The organism is Celeribacter baekdonensis (genome assembly GCF_003047105.1).
Classification (GTDB): Bacteria; Pseudomonadota; Alphaproteobacteria; order Rhodobacterales; family Rhodobacteraceae; genus Celeribacter; species Celeribacter baekdonensis_B.
Window position 1 is genome coordinate 2,464,253 of the sequence record NZ_CP028475.1, and the last position, 16,785, is coordinate 2,481,037.

Consider the following 16,785-nt stretch of genomic DNA (forward strand, 5'->3'; position numbering starts at 1 on the left):
GAAAATCTTAGCGATGTGAAACATGGGAAGGTCCTATTTGCGACGCGCCGTCGTGTCGCGCAGGGTGATGACCGCAGAGGCAATAATCAGAATGAGCGACATGAGAACGATCAATGAGCCGATCGCGTTGATTTCAGGCGTCACCCCGCGCCGCATGGTCGAGTAGATGTACATCGGCAACGTGTTGTCGCGCCCGGTTAGGAAAAAGGTGACGGGAATTTCATCAAAGGACAGCACGAAAGAGAGGGTGCCAGCCCCGATGATGGCCGTTTTGATGTTGGGAAGCGTGACGTAGATAAAGGTCTGAAAGGCCCCCGCCCCCAGATCTGAAGAGGCCTCACTGAGAGATTTTGGGACTCGCTGTAAGCGGGCAAAAATTTGGGTCACGACGACGGCCAAAAGCGCCGTTGCATGGCCCAAAATAACGGTCTCAAGGCTGAGGTGAAAGCCAAACAGACGAAAGGCGTTCAACATCGAAATCCCGGTGACAATGCCCGGCAAGGCGATCGGCAACAACAGCAAGCGCCGGAAAATCGTTTTGCCCGGAAAGCTATATTTATGCAGGGCCAGCGCCGCAGGTATCCCAACCACAAGTGTCAGAACAGTCGAGCACAACGCCACATAAACACTGTTGCCCAATGCGGCCAAAAGCGCCTCGTTGGCAAACAAGGTTTCGTACCAATGGGTCGTGAAACCGCTAAGTGGCCACGTCAAAGATCGCGAGTCGTTGAAGCTGAAAATAATCAGCACCCAAATTGGGATATAGAGAAAGGCCATCAGCAGACAGACGAATGTCATAAAGGCACTGTCGGCCGCCAAACGTTTCACCCTCAGGGCTGTTTTTGAATGTGTCGCGCGCATGTTCAGGCCTCCACCTTGCCTTTTTGCTCGACCCAGTCGCCCAGCGAGATGATTGTCAAAACGATGAACAGCATCACCACGGCCAAGGCCGATCCAAGGGGCCAATTCAGGGCCGCGCCAAACTGTGATGCGATGACATTCGCCACCATCTGTCCGTCAGGTCCGCCCACAAGAAACGGTGCGATAAAATCCCCGAAGCTCAGACAAAAGGTCATGGTGAACCCCGCCACGACCCCCGGCAAAGACAGGGGGAACGTCACCCTGAAAAAGGTGGCCCAAGCGCCCATACCAAGATCGGCCGACGCTTCGGTCAGGTTGTGCGGGATCTTCTCCAGCGCGGTGTAGATCGGCATCACCATAAAGGGGATGAAAATATAGGTCAGCGTCACCACCATTGCCGATTGGCTATAGAGCAGGAAGGACAGCGGCTCTGCAATCATCCCTGTGTTGATCAGAAATGAATTCAGAATGCCCTCCGTGCCCAAAATGGTTTTCCAAACATAGGCGCGCAGCAAATAAGACACCCAAAGCGGCGCAATGACGCCCAAAAACAGAACCGTGCGCCAAGTATGATTGTGCAGTCGGAACACCAAAAAATAGGCGAAAGGATAGGCCAAAAGAAGAGAGGCCAAGGAGGTCAACGCCGCAATTTTCAACGTGCGCAACAGCACCCGGATATATTGCGGATCTTCAATCAGGGTCAAATAATTGCCAAACTGAAACGCCGGTTCAAACAGAGGGTATTTTTTGATCCAAAAACTGTAGGTGAGAAGCCCCGTATAGGGGATCAACATGAACAGAATGATCCATAGGATTGGAATGCCAAGCACCAAGTGCCCCGACATCCGGGTAAGGCTGCGTGGTGCCATGGTCAGCTTTCCTTTTCAAAGACAGAGATGGCTTCGGCGTCGATCCCAAGGCGGACCGTTGCGCCGAGCGCAGGTGTCGTGGAGCGCGCCATCCCACTGGGCAGAAGCGCATCCACCAAAACCTCCTGACCACCGTCCAGACGCACAAGACTGCGCAACCCAAGCCCGTAATAGATGTGCTCCGCCACAGTCCCGGTCAAAACATTGCCCGCACCGCTGTCGCTGTTGAACAAGAACCGCAGCTTTTCGGGGCGCAGCCCGATTTGTATGGGCCGGGCCAGCAATGCCGCGTCAAACTTTGCGACAGTCAACGTTTGACCAGAGGCCTCGACCACCGCCTGTCCGTCAGACTGAGAGACCAGTTTGGCGGGCAGGAAATTGGTCGTCCCGATAAAATTCGCCACATAGGAGGACATTGGGTTTTCATACAAATCCTGTGGTGTGCCGTCCTGAGCAACCACACCTTTCTGCATCACCACAACGCGATCAGACATCACCAGGGCTTCGGTTTGATCGTGTGTCACCATGATGAAAGTGATGCCAATTTTGTCGTGCAGATGTTTCAACTCAACTTGCATCTGTTCGCGCAGATTGGCGTCCAAAGCCGACAGGGGTTCGTCGAGCAAAAGCACTTTGGGGTGGCGCACAATCGCCCGTGCCAAAGCGATACGTTGTTGTTGCCCGCCAGAGAGTTGATTGGGGCGTTGATCAATTTTATCCGGCAACCCAACAAGATCCAAAGCCTCCAACGCCATCCGGCGCGCGTCGGCTTTGCCAATGCCTTTCATCTTTAGGCCATACATTATGTTCTGACCCACGGACATGTGCGGAAACAGGGCGTAATCTTGGAACATCATGTTCACGTCGCGCTTTTGCGGCGGCATGTAAGTGACGTCCTGACCCGAGAGTTTGATCAGACCCGAGGTCGGCGTTTCAAACCCGCCAATCATACGCAACAGTGTCGATTTCCCACACCCGGACGGGCCCAACAATGTGAGAAACTCCCCGTCCTGAACTTTAAGGTCAACGTGGTCAACACCGACCACCGTCCCGTAGTGCTTGCTGATATTGCTGAGTTCTATAACTGGTGGCATCTTTTTCGCTCGCAGGAGTTATGAGACCTCGCACCAACACAGGGTGCGAGGATCAATGTTTCATTTGTCACTGCGACTTCACAGAGTTCCAGGCGTTCGTGTACGCTTCGAGACGCTCACCGAGTGGAGCCCAAAGCAAAAGGCTATCCAAGTAATCCGGGTCATCTTGGTGCAACATTGCGTATTGCTCGGGCGGCATACATGCTATGGCCGCAACCGGGTTTGACACGGAATATCCATTCACATTGGCCACGCCACATTGTCCGTCTTCTGACAGCAACATATTCAACAGCTTATAAGCGCAGTCCGTATTGGGCGTGTCTTTCACCAACATCCAGCTGTCCATCCAGCCTTCCGCCCCTTCGGTGGGAATAAACTCTGTCACCTGGACGTCCTGTTCCGCCAAGAGGTTGGATTGATAACCGCCCCATGTGTTTGACACCCACACTTCACCCCCGGCATACAAATCGACCAACTCGCCCGCTGTGGCCCAATATTTGCGGACAAGGGGCTTCAATTCGACCAAAAGCTCTACGGCCTCGGCCAACTGAGCGTCGGAAAGATTGTAGATGTCCATGTCGCCATTCATACGCGCCGCGACATAGAGCGAAGATTTATCATCCCAGAGCGAAATTTTGCCCGACAAATCCGCTGCAAACACATCGCGCAGCGACATGGGCGGCGTGTCAAATTTGTCGGTGCGATACATGAACGGGATCGACCCCCACGTGTAAGGCATCCCGTAATAGGCGCCATCGCGTTGAATGCCGTCCAGCTTAAGGAATTTTTCGTAGATATTGGCCCATTCGGTGATTTTGCTGGTGTCGAGAGGGTCAACGAACCCCGCATCAATCATCAAAGAGGTTGTGTCGATAGAGGGGGTGATCAGGTCATAAATACCGCCCCCCGCCGCCAGTTTGGGCGCAAAATCGTCATTTGACCCAACATAGGTTGCATTCACTTTACAACTGCTGGTGGCTTCGAAATCCTTGATGAAACTGTCATCGGCATAGCCTTCCCATGTCAGGACATTCACTTCACCCGCCAAGGTGGCCGCCGGGGTCGCCGCTATCAAGACAGCGGTCATCATGTGCTTAATCTTCATTTTTTACTTCCCTGTTGGTTTTTTTCGATGCGCAATCTGGGGAGGAGGCGCGGCAGGTCGCACCGGTTTTGGTCCCTGCCGCTTTGGAAGACTTAGGGAACGCAATGCAGGTAGCGTTCCACATCCCAATTGGTGACCTCGCGCAGGAAACGGGTCCATTCATCGCGTTTGTATTCATCATACAGGTCGTAAAGCCCGCCCGGCATCGCGCTTTTGACAACCTCATCCGCCTTCAGGGCTTCCAAGGCATCATGCAAATTCAGCGGGATCAGTTTCACGTCGCCGCCGTCTTGCCAGACCGTGGTCACGTTGCGGCTCTCCGGTTGACCCGGGTCGATTTTATGATCAATCCCGTCCTGCATCGCTTTCAGCAAAGCGCAGCAGAACAAATGCGGGTTGACCATGCTGTCCACGGCACGGAATTCAAACCGATCCGGCGACGAAATACGAATGGTGCAACTGCGGTTTTGTAGTCCCCAATTGGCCCCGATCGGTGCCCAAAGACCGAAATCGTTGAACCGGCGATACGAGTTCACCGTGGACGCCCCGATGGCGGTCAGCGCATCAATATGCTTGAGCGCCCCGCCCAACAGATGATGCCCCAGTTCGGTCGGCAACCAGCCGCCGTCAGTGTTTTCGAACTCGTTCACTCCGCCCTTGGAGTACATCCAGTTCTCTTCCATGCCGGGCAATTCGCCGTCGACAAGATGCTGAACTTCGCGTGTGCTGCCGGTCCAAACCGAACAGTTGTGGTGGCACCCATTTGCCGCATAGCCCATGAAAGGTTTGGCCATAAAACATGCGATCAACCCGTGTTGACGCGCCACCTCGGCACAAATCTGACGATAGGTCGTCATCCGATCACAGGTGGCCAGCGCATCATCAAATTGATAGTTCAACTCGACCTGACCGGGCGCATCTTCACAATCGCCTTGAATCATATCCAAGCCCATCGCCAAGGCGTAATCCGAGACCTGTTTCCAGATATCGCGGGCAATTTCGAATTGACCGATGTGATAGGCATAGGCCTTGGTGATCCCCTCATAGGGTTGCACCTCGCCCTCCTTTGGTTTCAACCAAAGCATCTCCGGTTCCAACCCAACACGCAGGGTCAAGCCGTTGTTCTTTTCTTGAAATTCCTTTTGGAACCGCTTCAGGTTGCCACGCGTGTCATATTCGTAATAGCAACCCGGTTTTTCCAGATCTTCAAGGCTGTAATACAGCGTGCAAAACACCCGAGCGATGCGTTTGTCCCATGGCAGTTGCACGAATGTGTCCGGGTCCGGCAAGGCGATACATTCCATCGCATTGGCATCAAAGCCAATCAAATCTCCCTTGAAATTCGGGGTCACATCAGCAACCCCACCCATCCAAGTTTGCACCCCTTTTCGCGCTTGCGTTTCCCAATGACGCGCCGGGGCGGCCTTGCCCATGACACGCCCTGTGATCGAAATATATTGGTAGTAGATGTAGTCCACCCCAAGGTCGTCGATTTTCTTGCGCACCCGTTTGACCAATTCATCGCGCTGTGCGTCAGCGACATCCCGGTGATAGTCCGTTTGTGTACCAACCATGGTAAGTTCCCTGTTTTTTTGATTTTTTGATTTTGATTTCAACTTTTGCCCAACGTATCAGGCCTCAAGATATCGACGCCGTTCCTCATCCGGCACAGATTTTCGAAGAGCTGAATCTTCAGCCTTACAAGCCAACGCGAAATTGTCCACGAAAGCGTCGCCAAACAAACGGCGACCGTTTTCACTGTGCTCAAGCCGACTTGCCGCCTCGTACAGATCGCGTGGGAAGCGAGCGCATCCCGCAGGCACATCGTCTGGACCACCCGCCTGAGTGGCAGGGCGATGGGGGAGATCGCGCTCAATCCCATCAAGACCTGCGGCCAGCATCAGGGCCATGGTCAGATAGGTGTTGCAATCCGCCGGAGGAGACCGGAATTCAAGCCGGGCATGCTCCCCAGCCGATGGAACCGACCGGACGGATGTGGTGAACGTATAGTCCTGCCAAGTCACCGCTTTGGGGGCCCAACTTCCGGGGGCCAACCGTCGGTATGCATTGACCGAACTGGTACAGAGCGCATAGCACTCAGGGACGACTTCCATCATTCCGGCAATAAATGTCTGTGCCAACGGGCTGGTTGTCCCGTCAGGGGCAGAGAATTTGTTTTCTCCACTTACCTTGTCATGCAACGACACCGAAAGATGCCCGCCCAAACCCGGGTAGCCCGCTCCCAAAAAGGGCATAAAACTGGCCGTCAAACCCTTGCGACGCGCAAACGACCGCACTGCCAGACGCAGAAACGCTGCATCATCAGCCGCTTTTAATCCGAACTCTGCCCCCAATGTCGTTTCCAAACACCCTGGACCCAACTCGACCCCAAGGCCAAACAGATTGACGCCATAGCCCAAGATTTCGGCCTCCATGTCAGCAATCAGAGCTGCATGGGTCGCCGCCGTAGTGCCTGACCAGCATTTGTTGTCCGGGGCAAATGGTTTGAGATGTCGAAACCCGCTGTCTCGCACCGAAAGATCCGTTTCATCCAGTAGGATCACTTCGAATTCAAAAGCCCCTTTGACCAAATATCCCATGGCTTCGGCCCGCTCCAACTGACGGCGCAAAACCTGACGCGGCATCAGCTCCTTTGCCTCCCCTTCCATCTCCGCGATGATCGCAACCGCACCGGGTTCGGCGGGGTAAGGGCGCAGACTTGAGAGGTCGATGGCCTGTGGGGCCGTGCCATAGGTCGTTCCGGCAAACAGATCATCACCGCTGTCCCAATAGGCCAATGTATTGGAAAACCGCGGATCTTCGGCCCACTCCAAAAACTGATCCTTGCGCAGGCGACGTTCGCGGAAAATCGAGGCGGTGTCGAATTGCCCAACATGGACAACCTCGGCCTGATGTTCGTCCAACTTGGCTTTCAATGCTGAGAGATCACGCATGTCAAAGCGCCTTGTCGAACGCGATTGGCAGGCTCAGCGGGCCGGTATTGCCACTGTCGGGCAACCATTCGGCAGCCCCATTCAGTCGCGGATTTAACAGCCGTTGTGACAGCAGTTTCAGCGCCTCGGTCATGTCACCGCGTGCAATGGGAGAACCAATGCAATGGTGCTTGCCTCCGCCAAATCCGAAATGCGGCTTGCGCGTTTTGGTAATGTCGAACCCGTCTTCGAAATGCTCGGGATCCGTGCTTGCGGCGGCAGAGAACAAATGCACAGTCGTCCCCTTTTCGATCCGCAAGCCCCGATACTCGAAATCTTCGGCCGCTTCGCGTGTCACCCATGTCGTCGTGGGGCGGGTGCGCATCACCTCTTCGACCGCCGCGCGGCCCAAATCGGGGTTTTGACCCAAAAGCGCCCATTGATCCGGGTGCTCCAAAAAGCTGCTCATAGCCAAACCGATCTGGTTGCGCGTGGTGTCAACACCGCCAAAGATCGTCAAAACGATCATATCATACAGCTCTTGTTCTGAGAGTTGCCCGCCGACGCCACTTGCAGCAATCAAATTGCCAACAAAATCATCACGCGGCGCCGCGCGGCGCTCCTCAACCAACGCCTTCGCATAATTTATCAACTTGGTGGCCGCAGCATCCACGCGGGCTTCGTCACGTTTATAATTCACCCCCAGCGCATACCCCATCTCCACGGCCAAATCCGCGAATTCTCGCCAATTTTCATCGGAGAGGCCGACCAGTTGACAGATCACGCGAGTCGCATATGGCTCCGCGAAATCGGCCATAAATTCGCATTCTCCGCGCGCCTCAAACTTTGAGATCAATTCGTCCGCCAAGGCTTGGAAGCTGGGCAATAAGGATTTTACCAGTTTGGGCGCAAAGGCGGGCTGACCGAGACGGCGAAGACGCGTGTGATCCTCGCCTTCCTTGTTGAGCATAATCCGCTTCCACCACTGCGCCCAGACACCGTGGGTGTCGTTGTGATCTGGCCACTTATAGGACCCCTGCCGCAAAGATGGGCTCATCACCAATTCCTTAACGGCATCATAGCGCAGGGCGGCAATGCCGTAAGGCGTGTAGGCAAACCAGCTTTTGGCACGCGCATCGGCCACTTCCTGCGACCGCATGGAGAAACCTGGTTTCGAAATGTCGAGGCGTGGAGCGTCCATGATATCGTTCATTGTGCTATGATCTCGTTTTTGGTTCGGCGAAGTCAGGAGATGTCTGTGCAAACTTCGGCAATTCTCTGGACTCAAATGTTGCATTGATACATAATTCGTCGCAACCGAATGAATTTCGATGATTGGGCGAAGGTTATGGAATTAGACCGTACAGACTACCAGATTATGGACCTTTTGCAGAATGATGCTCGTTTGATGAACAAACAAATCGCTGCCGAAGTGGGATTGGCTGCGTCATCTTGCCACGAGCGGATCAAACGATTGTGGGCGGCGGGCGTTTTAAAGGAGACCAAGACCATCGTTGAGCCCAGTATGCTTGGGTATGAGCTCTCCATTGTGGTGATGGCAAAAATCTCCAAGCATGGCCAAATCAACATTGATGCTTTGATGGATCGGTTGATTGCCCTGCCCGAAATTCAACAGGTGCATCTGGTGACAGGGCAGTTCGATCTGATCGTCTACATGATCGCCAAAAATATGAACCACCTCAAAGAGGTCGCCCGTGCCGCGTTCAGCGATACGGAAGATATTTCAGCCTACGAAACCTCAATCACCTTTGACTCTCGCACAGATTTTGGCGTGCCGTTGCGGCCCGATGAAACGTCAAATCGCGGGGCGACCCAAAGGGGTGTGTGATAAGATTGCGATCGGAGTGACGAGGGGCATCCTAAAAGCTCAGCCTCAATGCATTTGAGATCTTCTCAAATGGCTGAGGCGCTTAGCCAATCCACGGAGCAATCGCCTTGGCGAGCCAATCAGGCGGCGCTTGTTTTTCCAGCGTGTCCATTGAGGTGAACACACAGGTGTAGCTGCCCTCAAAACAGATCGCATCGTTTTGTTTGCCGATCACGGAAAAGACAATCGAGGTGCGTCCAAGACGGGTTGGCGCAACATGACAGATCAGCTTGTCACGCGGCGTGGCCGGTTTGCGAAAGTCCACGGTCACATTGACAAATGGCGTCGCAAGCTTGTGATCCGTGCAAAATTCGAACCACCCGCGCCCAACCACCTGTTTGTAAAACTCGTCAATCGCCTCAACGCCATAGTTGAGCAGACGCCCGGTGTAGACGATGCCGACAATATCGCAGTCGCCAAAAGCGATGCGTTGTTCGACGGCAATGGGCTCTGCTTGGGTCATCTTTATAGGTCTTTCGAAGGGATCGTTCAAAGCCGGGACCGGAGTTTGATCTCCGGCCCCGTGTGTTTTACAGGCGCTCAATGGCAAGGGCGATGCCCTGTCCGCCACCGATGCACATCGTCGCCAAACCATAGCGGCCACCAATGCGCTCAAGCTCATACATCAGTTTCAACGTGAGGATCGCGCCCGTGGCCCCAATCGGGTGACCAAGCGCGATCGCCCCGCCATTGGGGTTCACCCGCGCGGGATCAAACCCCAACTCGGTGCTGACCGCGATCGCTTGCGAGGCAAAGGCTTCGTTCGATTCAACCACATCAAAATCACCCGCCGTCAGGCCGGTTTTCTGCATCAAATTGCGCACAGCCGGGATCGGGCCAACCCCCATCACCTCGGGGCGCACGCCAGCGTGGCCATAGCCGACGATGCGGAATGTCGGGGTCAGACCCGCCGCTTCGGCGGCATCACGACGCGCCAGAACAATCGCCCCTGCCCCATCATTGAGGCCCGAGGCATTGCCCGCCGTCACAGTCCCGTCTTTTTGGAACGCAGTGCGCAGACCGGCCAGCGCCTCAATGGAACTTGGCTTGGGGTGCTCATCGGTGTCAAACACGGTGACGCCCTTGCGAGTCTTGATCTCGAGCGGGGAGATTTGGCTGGCAAACCGCCCCTCGGCAATCGCCCGTGCGGCGCGGTTTTGACTTTCAAGCGCAAAGGCATCCTGTGCCTCACGGGTGATACCGTGTTCCGCCGCAACATTTTCGGCAGTGACCCCCATATGCCCTGTGCCAAATGGACAGGTCAGCGCGCCGAGCATCATGTCGGTCGCACCTGTATCCCCCATCTTTTGGCCCCAACGGATCGCAGGGACAATATAGGGCGCGCGGCTCATACATTCCGCGCCACCGGCAAGACCAAACTCGGCATCGCCAAGCATCAGGGATTGCACCACGGACACGATGGCCTGAATGCCCGAACCACAGAGCCGGTTCACGTTCATCGCCGGGGTCTCAACCGCCATCCCGGCCTCAATCGCGGCGGCACGGCTGAGGTACATGTCCCGCGGCTCAGTGTTCAACACATGACCAAAGGCCACCGTGCCGATCTGATCCGGCGTCGTGCCCGAGCGCTCCAAAGCGGCCTTGGTCACATGGGTCGCAAGCGCAATCGGGGACATCCCTGAAAGAGCGCCGCCAAAGGTGCCAATCGCGGTCCGGGCCCCGCCTAAAATTACAATATCCGTCATCTCTCAATCCTTATGTGAAAGGCCCCGCACCCTCGCTGCGACGGGGCCAATATTCGATCAGCTTGCCTGTGCCAACATGTCAGGCTCAAGCCCGATCACGCCCAGCGACCCATTGCGCATGGTGGTCAGCCGCGCCTGTGCCATTGGGAAAATATGATGAATGAAACATTCGGCCAAGGATATCCGATAGCGCCAAAACGCAGCGTCACCTTCGCCCGCCACAAGATGGCGGGACGCCGCCGCTGCACTGTCAATCAAACACCACGCCGAAAGGCTCATGCCGAACACATCCATCACACTTTGCGCGGCGGCCAGCGGCAAAGCGGCATCCGTAACCTGAGCCGCAAGCAGCCATTCACAGGATTTTTCAATCAGATCAGCGGCTTCATGGGCGCTGCGACGCATCAGGTTGACGTCCAGCGCACCCTCGCCCTCACCAGAGAGAGCGTTCGCACTGGCGCGGATGTCGGATATGATTTCACTCACCGCAAGCCCTTGGTCTCGCAAAATTTTACGCCCAACAAGGTCCATCGCCTGAATGCCGGTCGTGCCTTCGTAAATCGTGGTGATCTTGGCATCGCGGTAAAACTGCGCCACGCCGGTTTCCTCGACATAGCCCATGCCGCCATGCACCTGCACCGCCTGAGAGGCCACGGTAACAGCCATTTCGGTCGACCAGGCTTTGACCACCGGGATGAGCAAATCCACCCGGCGTTGATGACGGGCACGGATGTCCGCGTCAGAGGCGCGTTCGGCCATATCAATGGACAAAGCGGCGCGCAGGGCCAGAATCCGGGCACCTTCCGTTTGCGCTTTCATCACGCCCAGCATGCGTTTGACATCCGGGTGCTGGATGATCGGCGCAGGCGAGGTGCCATTTGTGATCGCGCCCTGTTTGCGTTCGGAGGCGTACGTTGCTGCGGTTTGAAACGCGTGTTCAGCGACGCCGATGCCCTGAAGCCCGACGTTCAGCCGCGCGTTGTTCATCATCGCGAACATATACTGCAAACCACGGTTCGGCTCACCAACCAAATAGCCGATCGCACCCTCATTGTCGCCATAGGCCATGGTACAGGTTGGGCTGGCGTGAATGCCCAGTTTATGTTCGATCGACACACAACGCAGGTCATTGGCGACCCCCGGCTGACCCTCGGCATCCGGCAAGAATTTTGGCACCACGAACAGGGAAATGCCTTTGGTCCCTTCCGGCGCATCGGGCAGACGCGCCAAGACGAGGTGGACGATGTTGTCGACCATATCGTGCTCACCGTAGGTGATGAAAATCTTCTGACCGCTGATCAGATAATGGTCGTCCTTAGGCACCGCTTTAGAACGCACCTGAGACAGATCGGACCCGGCCTGAGGTTCGGTCAGGTTCATTGTCCCCGCCCATTCGCCCGACACCATCTTTTCAAGATAGATCGCCTGAAGCGCAGGATCGGCATAAGCGGCCAGTGCTTCGATGGCGCCTTGGGTCAGCAAAGGGCAGAGTTGGAACGAGATATTCGCGCCGTTGAACAGCTCTTGGATACAGGTGTTGACCAACACCGGAAGCCCCATACCACCGAACTCAGGTTCTGCGGCGGGGCTGTTCCACCCGGCCTCCACCAAGCTGGTGTAGGCCTCTTTCCACCCGCGTGGCATGGTGACCTTGCCATCTTTGAACCCAAGACCATCGACATCGCCCTGATGATTCAAAGGCGCCAGAACGTCATTGGCGAATTTTCCGGCCTCAACCAAAATGGCTTCGATCGTTTCGGGCGTGAAATCCTCAAACCCGTCCAGTGCAGAAAGCCCGGACAGGTTACACAGATCTTCAAGGATAAAGTTAATTTCGCGCAAGGGGGCGTGATAGGTCATGGCTCAATCCTTTTAGAGCTTCCCGGTCAATTCCGGAACGGCTTGGAACAAATCTGCGACGAGGCCGAAGTCGGCGACCTGGAAGATGGGGGCCTCTTCGTCCTTGTTGATGGCGACGATGACTTTGGAGTCTTTCATGCCGGCGAGGTGCTGGATCGCGCCGGAGATGCCGACGGCGATGTAGAGCTCGGGGGCGACGACTTTTCCGGTTTGGCCGACTTGCCAATCGTTCGGGGCAAAGCCCGAGTCGACCGCCGCGCGCGAGGCCCCGACGGCGGCGCCGAGTTTGTCCGCGAGCGCCGAAATGATGGCAAAATCTTCTTCGGAGCCGACGCCACGCCCGCCGGAAACGACGATTTTGGCGGAGGTCAATTCCGGGCGATCATTGACCGCGACCTTGTCCTCGACAAACTGTGACAGGCCCGCATCCTCCGCGCCAGAGATGTCCGACACCGCTGCTGCACCCGACAGGCCCGCCGCCTCAAACGTCGAGGTGCGGAAGGTGATTACCTTTTTTTCATCTTTCGAACGTACCGTTTGAATTGCGTTCCCGGCATAGATCGGGCGCGTGAACGTATCGGCATCCACAACGGAGGTGACATCGGTCAAAATCATCACATCCAAAAGCGCTGCAACCCGCGGCAAGACGTTTTTGCCCGTGGTCGTGGCGGGCGCGGTGATATGCGTGTAATCCCCCGCCAAAGACACGATCAAAGCGGCCAGATTTTCGGCCAGGCCATTGGTATAAGCCGCGTCATCGGCGCGCAAAACCTTGGTCACGCCGTCAATTTTCGCGGCCTCATCGGCAGCCGTCGCAGGGCCACAGACCAAAACCGTCACATCGCCAAGTTGGGCGGAGGCGCTCACCGCTTTGGCGGTGGCATCCATCGCAACTGCGCCAGAGGCGACTTCAGCAAGACACAAAACAGCCATCAGACAAGCCCTCCTTCTTTGAGTTTCGCGACCAGTTCATCGACCGATCCGACCTTGATGCCAGCGTCGCGGCCTTTCGGCTCGTCGGTCGACACAACGGTCAAACGCGGCGCGGTGTCGACGCCGTAATCTGCGGATGTCTTTTCATCCAAAGGCTTTTTCTTCGCCTTCATGATGTTCGGAAGCGAGGCATAGCGCGGCTCATTGAGGCGCAAATCGGTGGTCACAATCGCCGGAAGCGCGACCGAAATGGTCTGCAACCCGCCGTCGACTTCGCGGGTCACAACCGCTTTGCCCGCTTCGATTTTGACCTCAGAGGCAAAGGTCGCCTGGCCCCATCCCAAAAGGGCGGCCAGCATCTGACCGGTTGCATTCATGTCATTGTCGATCGCCTGTTTGCCGAGAATGACCAGCTCAGGCGCCTCGTCTGCCACGATCTTGGCCAAAATTTTGGCCACGGCCAGCGGCTCAATCTCGACGCCCTGATCCTCAACCACAAGAAGGCCGCGATCCGCCCCCATGGCCAGCGCGTTGCGGATCGTATCGGTGGATTTCTTCTCGCCGATCGACACAATGACGATCTCGCTGGCCACGCCGGCCTCTTTCAGACGAATGGCCTCTTCAACCGCGATCTCATCGAACGGGTTCATCGACATCTTCACATTCGCAAGATCAACACCCGTGCCATCGGCCTTTACTTTGACCTTCACGTTGTAGTCGATCACGCGCTTGACTGGTACGAGTACCTTCATTTTTACGCTCCTTGTGTTAGCGGGTCGGTGTGGGAGGCACCGTGCTATAATCATAAAAACCGCGACCGGCTTTGCGGCCAGTCCACCCGGCCTCGACGTATTTCACCAACAGCGGGCATGGGCGATATTTGCTATCCGACAGACCGTGGTAGAGCACATTCATCACCGCCAGACAGGTATCGAGCCCGATGAAATCGCCAAGCTCAAGCGGGCCCATCGGGTGGTTGGCCCCGAGTTTCATCGCTTGGTCAATCGAAGAGACACAGCCGACACCTTCGAACAACGTGTAGACCGCCTCGTTGATCATCGGGACCAAGATACGGTTGACGATAAAGGCCGGGTAATCCTCGGCCACGGCGGCAGTTTTGCCGATCCGTCTGACGACCTCGTTGATGGTGTCAAAGGTCTCATTGCTGGTGGACAAGCCCCGGATCAATTCCACCAATTTCATCACCGGCACGGGATTCATGAAGTGAATGCCCATGAACCGATCTGGCCGATCGGTGGCCGAGGCGAGCCGGGTCACCGAAATCGACGAGGTGTTCGTCGTCAGAAACGTTTGCTCCTGCAAGTGCGGCATCAGACCTTCGAAGATGCGCAGTTTGAGGGCTTCGTTTTCTGTGGCGGCCTCAATCACCAGATCCGTAGCCCCCACCCGCGCCATGTCATGCGTGGTCGAAATCCGTGCAAGAGCCTGATCCCGGTCTTCGGCTGTGATCTTTTCGCGCTCGACCTGACGGTCCAGATTGCGGCGGATCAACGCCATTGCCGCGCTCAACGCATCGGCACTGATGTCGCTCAGAACGACATCCATCCCGGCCTGCGCCATGACTTGGGCAATCCCGTTGCCCATCTGCCCGGCACCAATGACCCCTGTGGATCTGATCGTGGTTGTCATATGAGGTATACCTTTCAGTTGAAGGACTTGCGCAGCACAGCCTGAAGCTCACCGACGATCCCTTTGCGGAACGCCAAGACGCAGATGATAAAGATCAACCCCATGATCACGGTGACCCACGCCCCAAGAGGCCCAGAGGACAGCGTATTTTGCAGCGTCACGATGAGGCCTGCACCAACGGCGGGGCCGAAGATCGTGCCCAACCCACCCAAGAGTGTCATCAACACAACCTCGCCTGACATGTGCCAGTGCGCGTCGGTCAAAGAGGCCAATTGGAACACCACCGACTTGGTCGCACCCGCAAGCCCGGCAATCGTAGCGGAAATCACAAAGGCCAAAAGTTTGTAACGGTCGATGTTATAGCCAAGAGATGTGGCGCGGGGTTCATTGTCGCGGATCGCACGCAGCACTTGGCCGAAAGGCGAATGCACCGCGCGGGCAATCACGCCAAAGCCGATGAGGCAGACCCCCAGCACGAAATAGTACATCGCGCGGTCGTTGCTCAAATCAACGAGCCCCAAAAACGTGCCGCGCGGAATGCCTTGCAGGCCATTTTCACCGCCGGTGAAGCCGGAGCGGATAAAGACGAAATAGACCATCTGCGCCAAGGCCAAAGTGATCATCGCGAAATAGATGCCCTGACGGCAGATCGCCAAGACGCCCACCAAAAGCCCAAGGACCATCGCCGCAGCGGTCCCGGTCAGAATGCCGAGTTCAGTCGGCAAGCCCCAAACTTTGATCGCGTGACCTGTGACATAGGCCGCGCCACCAAAAAAGGCCGCATGACCAAAGCTGAGCAGACCGCCATAGCCGAGGATCAGATTGAAGGCGCTGGCAAACAGCGCAAAGCACAGCACCTTCATCAACAGCACCGGATAAAACAGCAGCGGCGCGACCAGCAACAGGGTGAGAAGGAGTGCATAAGCCAAATATTTCTTCATGTTCCCAGCTTTCAGTTGGTGCGACCGAACAGTCCGGCAGGGCGCAGGACAAGCACGACGGCCATCACGATGAAAATGATTGTGGAGGACGCTTCGGGCCAAAACACTTTGGTCAGACCTTCGACCACGCCCATGGACAGGCCGGTGACGATGGCCCCCATAATGGACCCCATGCCGCCGATCACCACCACGGCAAAGACCACGATGATCAGGTTCGATCCCATCAAGGGATTGACCTGTGTGATCGGAGCGGCCAGCACCCCGGCAAAGGCCGCCAAAGCAACGCCATAGCCATAGGCCAACGTGGTCAAAAGCGGCACGTTGACACCGAAAGCCTGCAACAGTTTCGGGTTTTCCGTACCTGCGCGCAGGTAGGCCCCGATTTTGGTGCGTTCAAACAAATACCACGTAAAGGCACAGACCACCAAAGAGGCCACAACCACCCAAGCCCGGTAATAGGGCAGGAACATGAACCCAAGGTTCACCCCCCCATTGAGGGCTTTTGGGGCGGCGAAAGGTTGACCCGATGCGCCAAACATTTTGACGAAAAGGCCTTCGATCAACATTGCCAAGCCAAAGGTCAACAGCAAGCCATAGAGGTGATCTACCCCGGCCAAGCGGCGCAGCAAAAATCGGTCAAGCACCACGCCGATAAACCCGACGATCAGCGGGGCGAGTATCAGCGCGCCCCAGTAGTCGATATGCAGGTATTTCCCAAGCAACCAAGCGGCAAAGGCCCCCAACATATAAAGCGCACCATGCGCAAAATTCACGATGTTCAGCAGCCCGAAAATCACCGCCAGACCCAAGGACAAAACGGCATAAAACGACCCGTTGATCAGGCCCAGCAACAGCTGGCCAAACAGGACTTGGGGCGCGATGCCCAGCAGGTCGGAAAACATTGAGTGATCCCATTTCTTTAATGCGTGACCCCCGCCAGAGCCG

The 16,785-nt window shown here is 56.1% G+C and carries 16 protein-coding genes; 1 reads left to right on the forward strand and 15 read right to left on the reverse strand.

The window, feature by feature from the left end; translation table 11 throughout:
• Positions 1–33: 33 nt before the first annotated feature.
• The 7 genes from DA792_RS15775 to DA792_RS15805 all read right to left on the reverse strand — a co-directional run bounded on the left by DA792_RS15775 (position 34) and on the right by DA792_RS15805 (position 8,063).
• A complete protein-coding gene (locus DA792_RS15775) occupies positions 34–861 on the reverse strand; it encodes an ABC transporter permease (protein WP_107720960.1) in 828 nt (275 codons plus the stop codon).
• 2 nt (positions 862–863) lie between these two features.
• Positions 864–1,730: an ABC transporter permease gene (locus tag DA792_RS15780; protein WP_107720962.1), complete on the reverse strand. Its 867-nt coding sequence runs from the start codon at positions 1,728–1,730 to the stop codon at positions 864–866.
• Positions 1,731–1,732: 2 nt separating this feature from the next.
• A complete protein-coding gene (locus tag DA792_RS15785) occupies positions 1,733–2,824 on the reverse strand; it encodes an ABC transporter ATP-binding protein (RefSeq protein ID WP_107720964.1) in 1,092 nt (363 codons plus the stop codon).
• A 67-nt stretch (positions 2,825–2,891) separates the two neighbouring features.
• Entirely contained in the window at positions 2,892–3,929 is a 1,038-nt protein-coding gene (locus DA792_RS15790) for an ABC transporter substrate-binding protein (RefSeq protein ID WP_107720966.1), read from the reverse strand.
• Between the two features lie 92 nt (positions 3,930–4,021).
• Positions 4,022–5,503: a glutamine synthetase family protein gene (locus DA792_RS15795; RefSeq protein WP_107720969.1), complete on the reverse strand. Its 1,482-nt coding sequence runs from the start codon at positions 5,501–5,503 to the stop codon at positions 4,022–4,024.
• 57 nt (positions 5,504–5,560) lie between these two features.
• Positions 5,561–6,883, reverse strand: a complete 1,323-nt coding sequence (locus DA792_RS15800; RefSeq protein ID WP_107720971.1) for a glutamine synthetase — start codon at positions 6,881–6,883, stop codon at positions 5,561–5,563.
• Position 6,884: 1 nt separating this feature from the next.
• On the reverse strand, positions 6,885–8,063 hold the full coding sequence (locus tag DA792_RS15805) for a cytochrome P450 (RefSeq protein WP_254679274.1): 1,179 nt from the start codon (positions 8,061–8,063) through the stop codon (positions 6,885–6,887).
• 147 nt (positions 8,064–8,210) lie between these two features.
• Here DA792_RS15805 and DA792_RS15810 point away from each other — a divergent pair, with 147 nt between their 5' ends.
• Entirely contained in the window at positions 8,211–8,711 is a 501-nt protein-coding gene (locus tag DA792_RS15810; RefSeq protein ID WP_159075294.1) for an Lrp/AsnC family transcriptional regulator, read from the forward strand.
• 82 nt (positions 8,712–8,793) lie between these two features.
• On the opposite strand, the gene DA792_RS15815 is transcribed toward DA792_RS15810, so the two are convergent.
• The 8 genes from DA792_RS15815 to DA792_RS15850 form a co-directional block, all read right to left on the reverse strand.
• Positions 8,794–9,213 (reverse strand): acyl-CoA thioesterase, encoded by a 420-nt coding sequence (locus DA792_RS15815; RefSeq protein WP_159075295.1) that lies wholly within the window; start codon positions 9,211–9,213, stop codon positions 8,794–8,796.
• A gap of 67 nt (positions 9,214–9,280) precedes the next feature.
• On the reverse strand, positions 9,281–10,456 hold the full coding sequence (locus DA792_RS15820; RefSeq protein ID WP_107720978.1) for an acetyl-CoA C-acyltransferase family protein: 1,176 nt from the start codon (positions 10,454–10,456) through the stop codon (positions 9,281–9,283).
• A 57-nt stretch (positions 10,457–10,513) separates the two neighbouring features.
• Positions 10,514–12,316, reverse strand: a complete 1,803-nt coding sequence (locus DA792_RS15825; protein ID WP_107720980.1) for an acyl-CoA dehydrogenase — start codon at positions 12,314–12,316, stop codon at positions 10,514–10,516.
• A gap of 12 nt (positions 12,317–12,328) precedes the next feature.
• Positions 12,329–13,249 carry an electron transfer flavoprotein subunit alpha/FixB family protein gene (locus tag DA792_RS15830; RefSeq protein ID WP_107720982.1) on the reverse strand — a complete coding sequence of 307 codons (921 nt, stop codon included), beginning with the start codon at positions 13,247–13,249 and terminating at the stop codon, positions 12,329–12,331.
• Positions 13,249–14,001, reverse strand: a complete 753-nt coding sequence (locus DA792_RS15835; protein WP_107720707.1) for an electron transfer flavoprotein subunit beta/FixA family protein — start codon at positions 13,999–14,001, stop codon at positions 13,249–13,251. Before DA792_RS15835 ends, DA792_RS15830 begins: the two co-directional genes overlap by 1 nt.
• 16 nt (positions 14,002–14,017) lie before the next feature.
• Complete coding sequence (locus DA792_RS15840) at positions 14,018–14,899, reverse strand: 3-hydroxybutyryl-CoA dehydrogenase (protein ID WP_107720984.1); 882 nt, start codon at positions 14,897–14,899, stop codon at positions 14,018–14,020.
• 14 nt (positions 14,900–14,913) lie between these two features.
• Positions 14,914–15,840 (reverse strand): branched-chain amino acid ABC transporter permease, encoded by a 927-nt coding sequence (locus DA792_RS15845; protein ID WP_107720986.1) that lies wholly within the window; start codon positions 15,838–15,840, stop codon positions 14,914–14,916.
• Positions 15,841–15,851: 11 nt separating this feature from the next.
• Complete coding sequence (locus DA792_RS15850; protein WP_107720987.1) at positions 15,852–16,742, reverse strand: branched-chain amino acid ABC transporter permease; 891 nt, start codon at positions 16,740–16,742, stop codon at positions 15,852–15,854.
• Between the last annotated feature and the right edge of the window lie 43 nt (positions 16,743–16,785).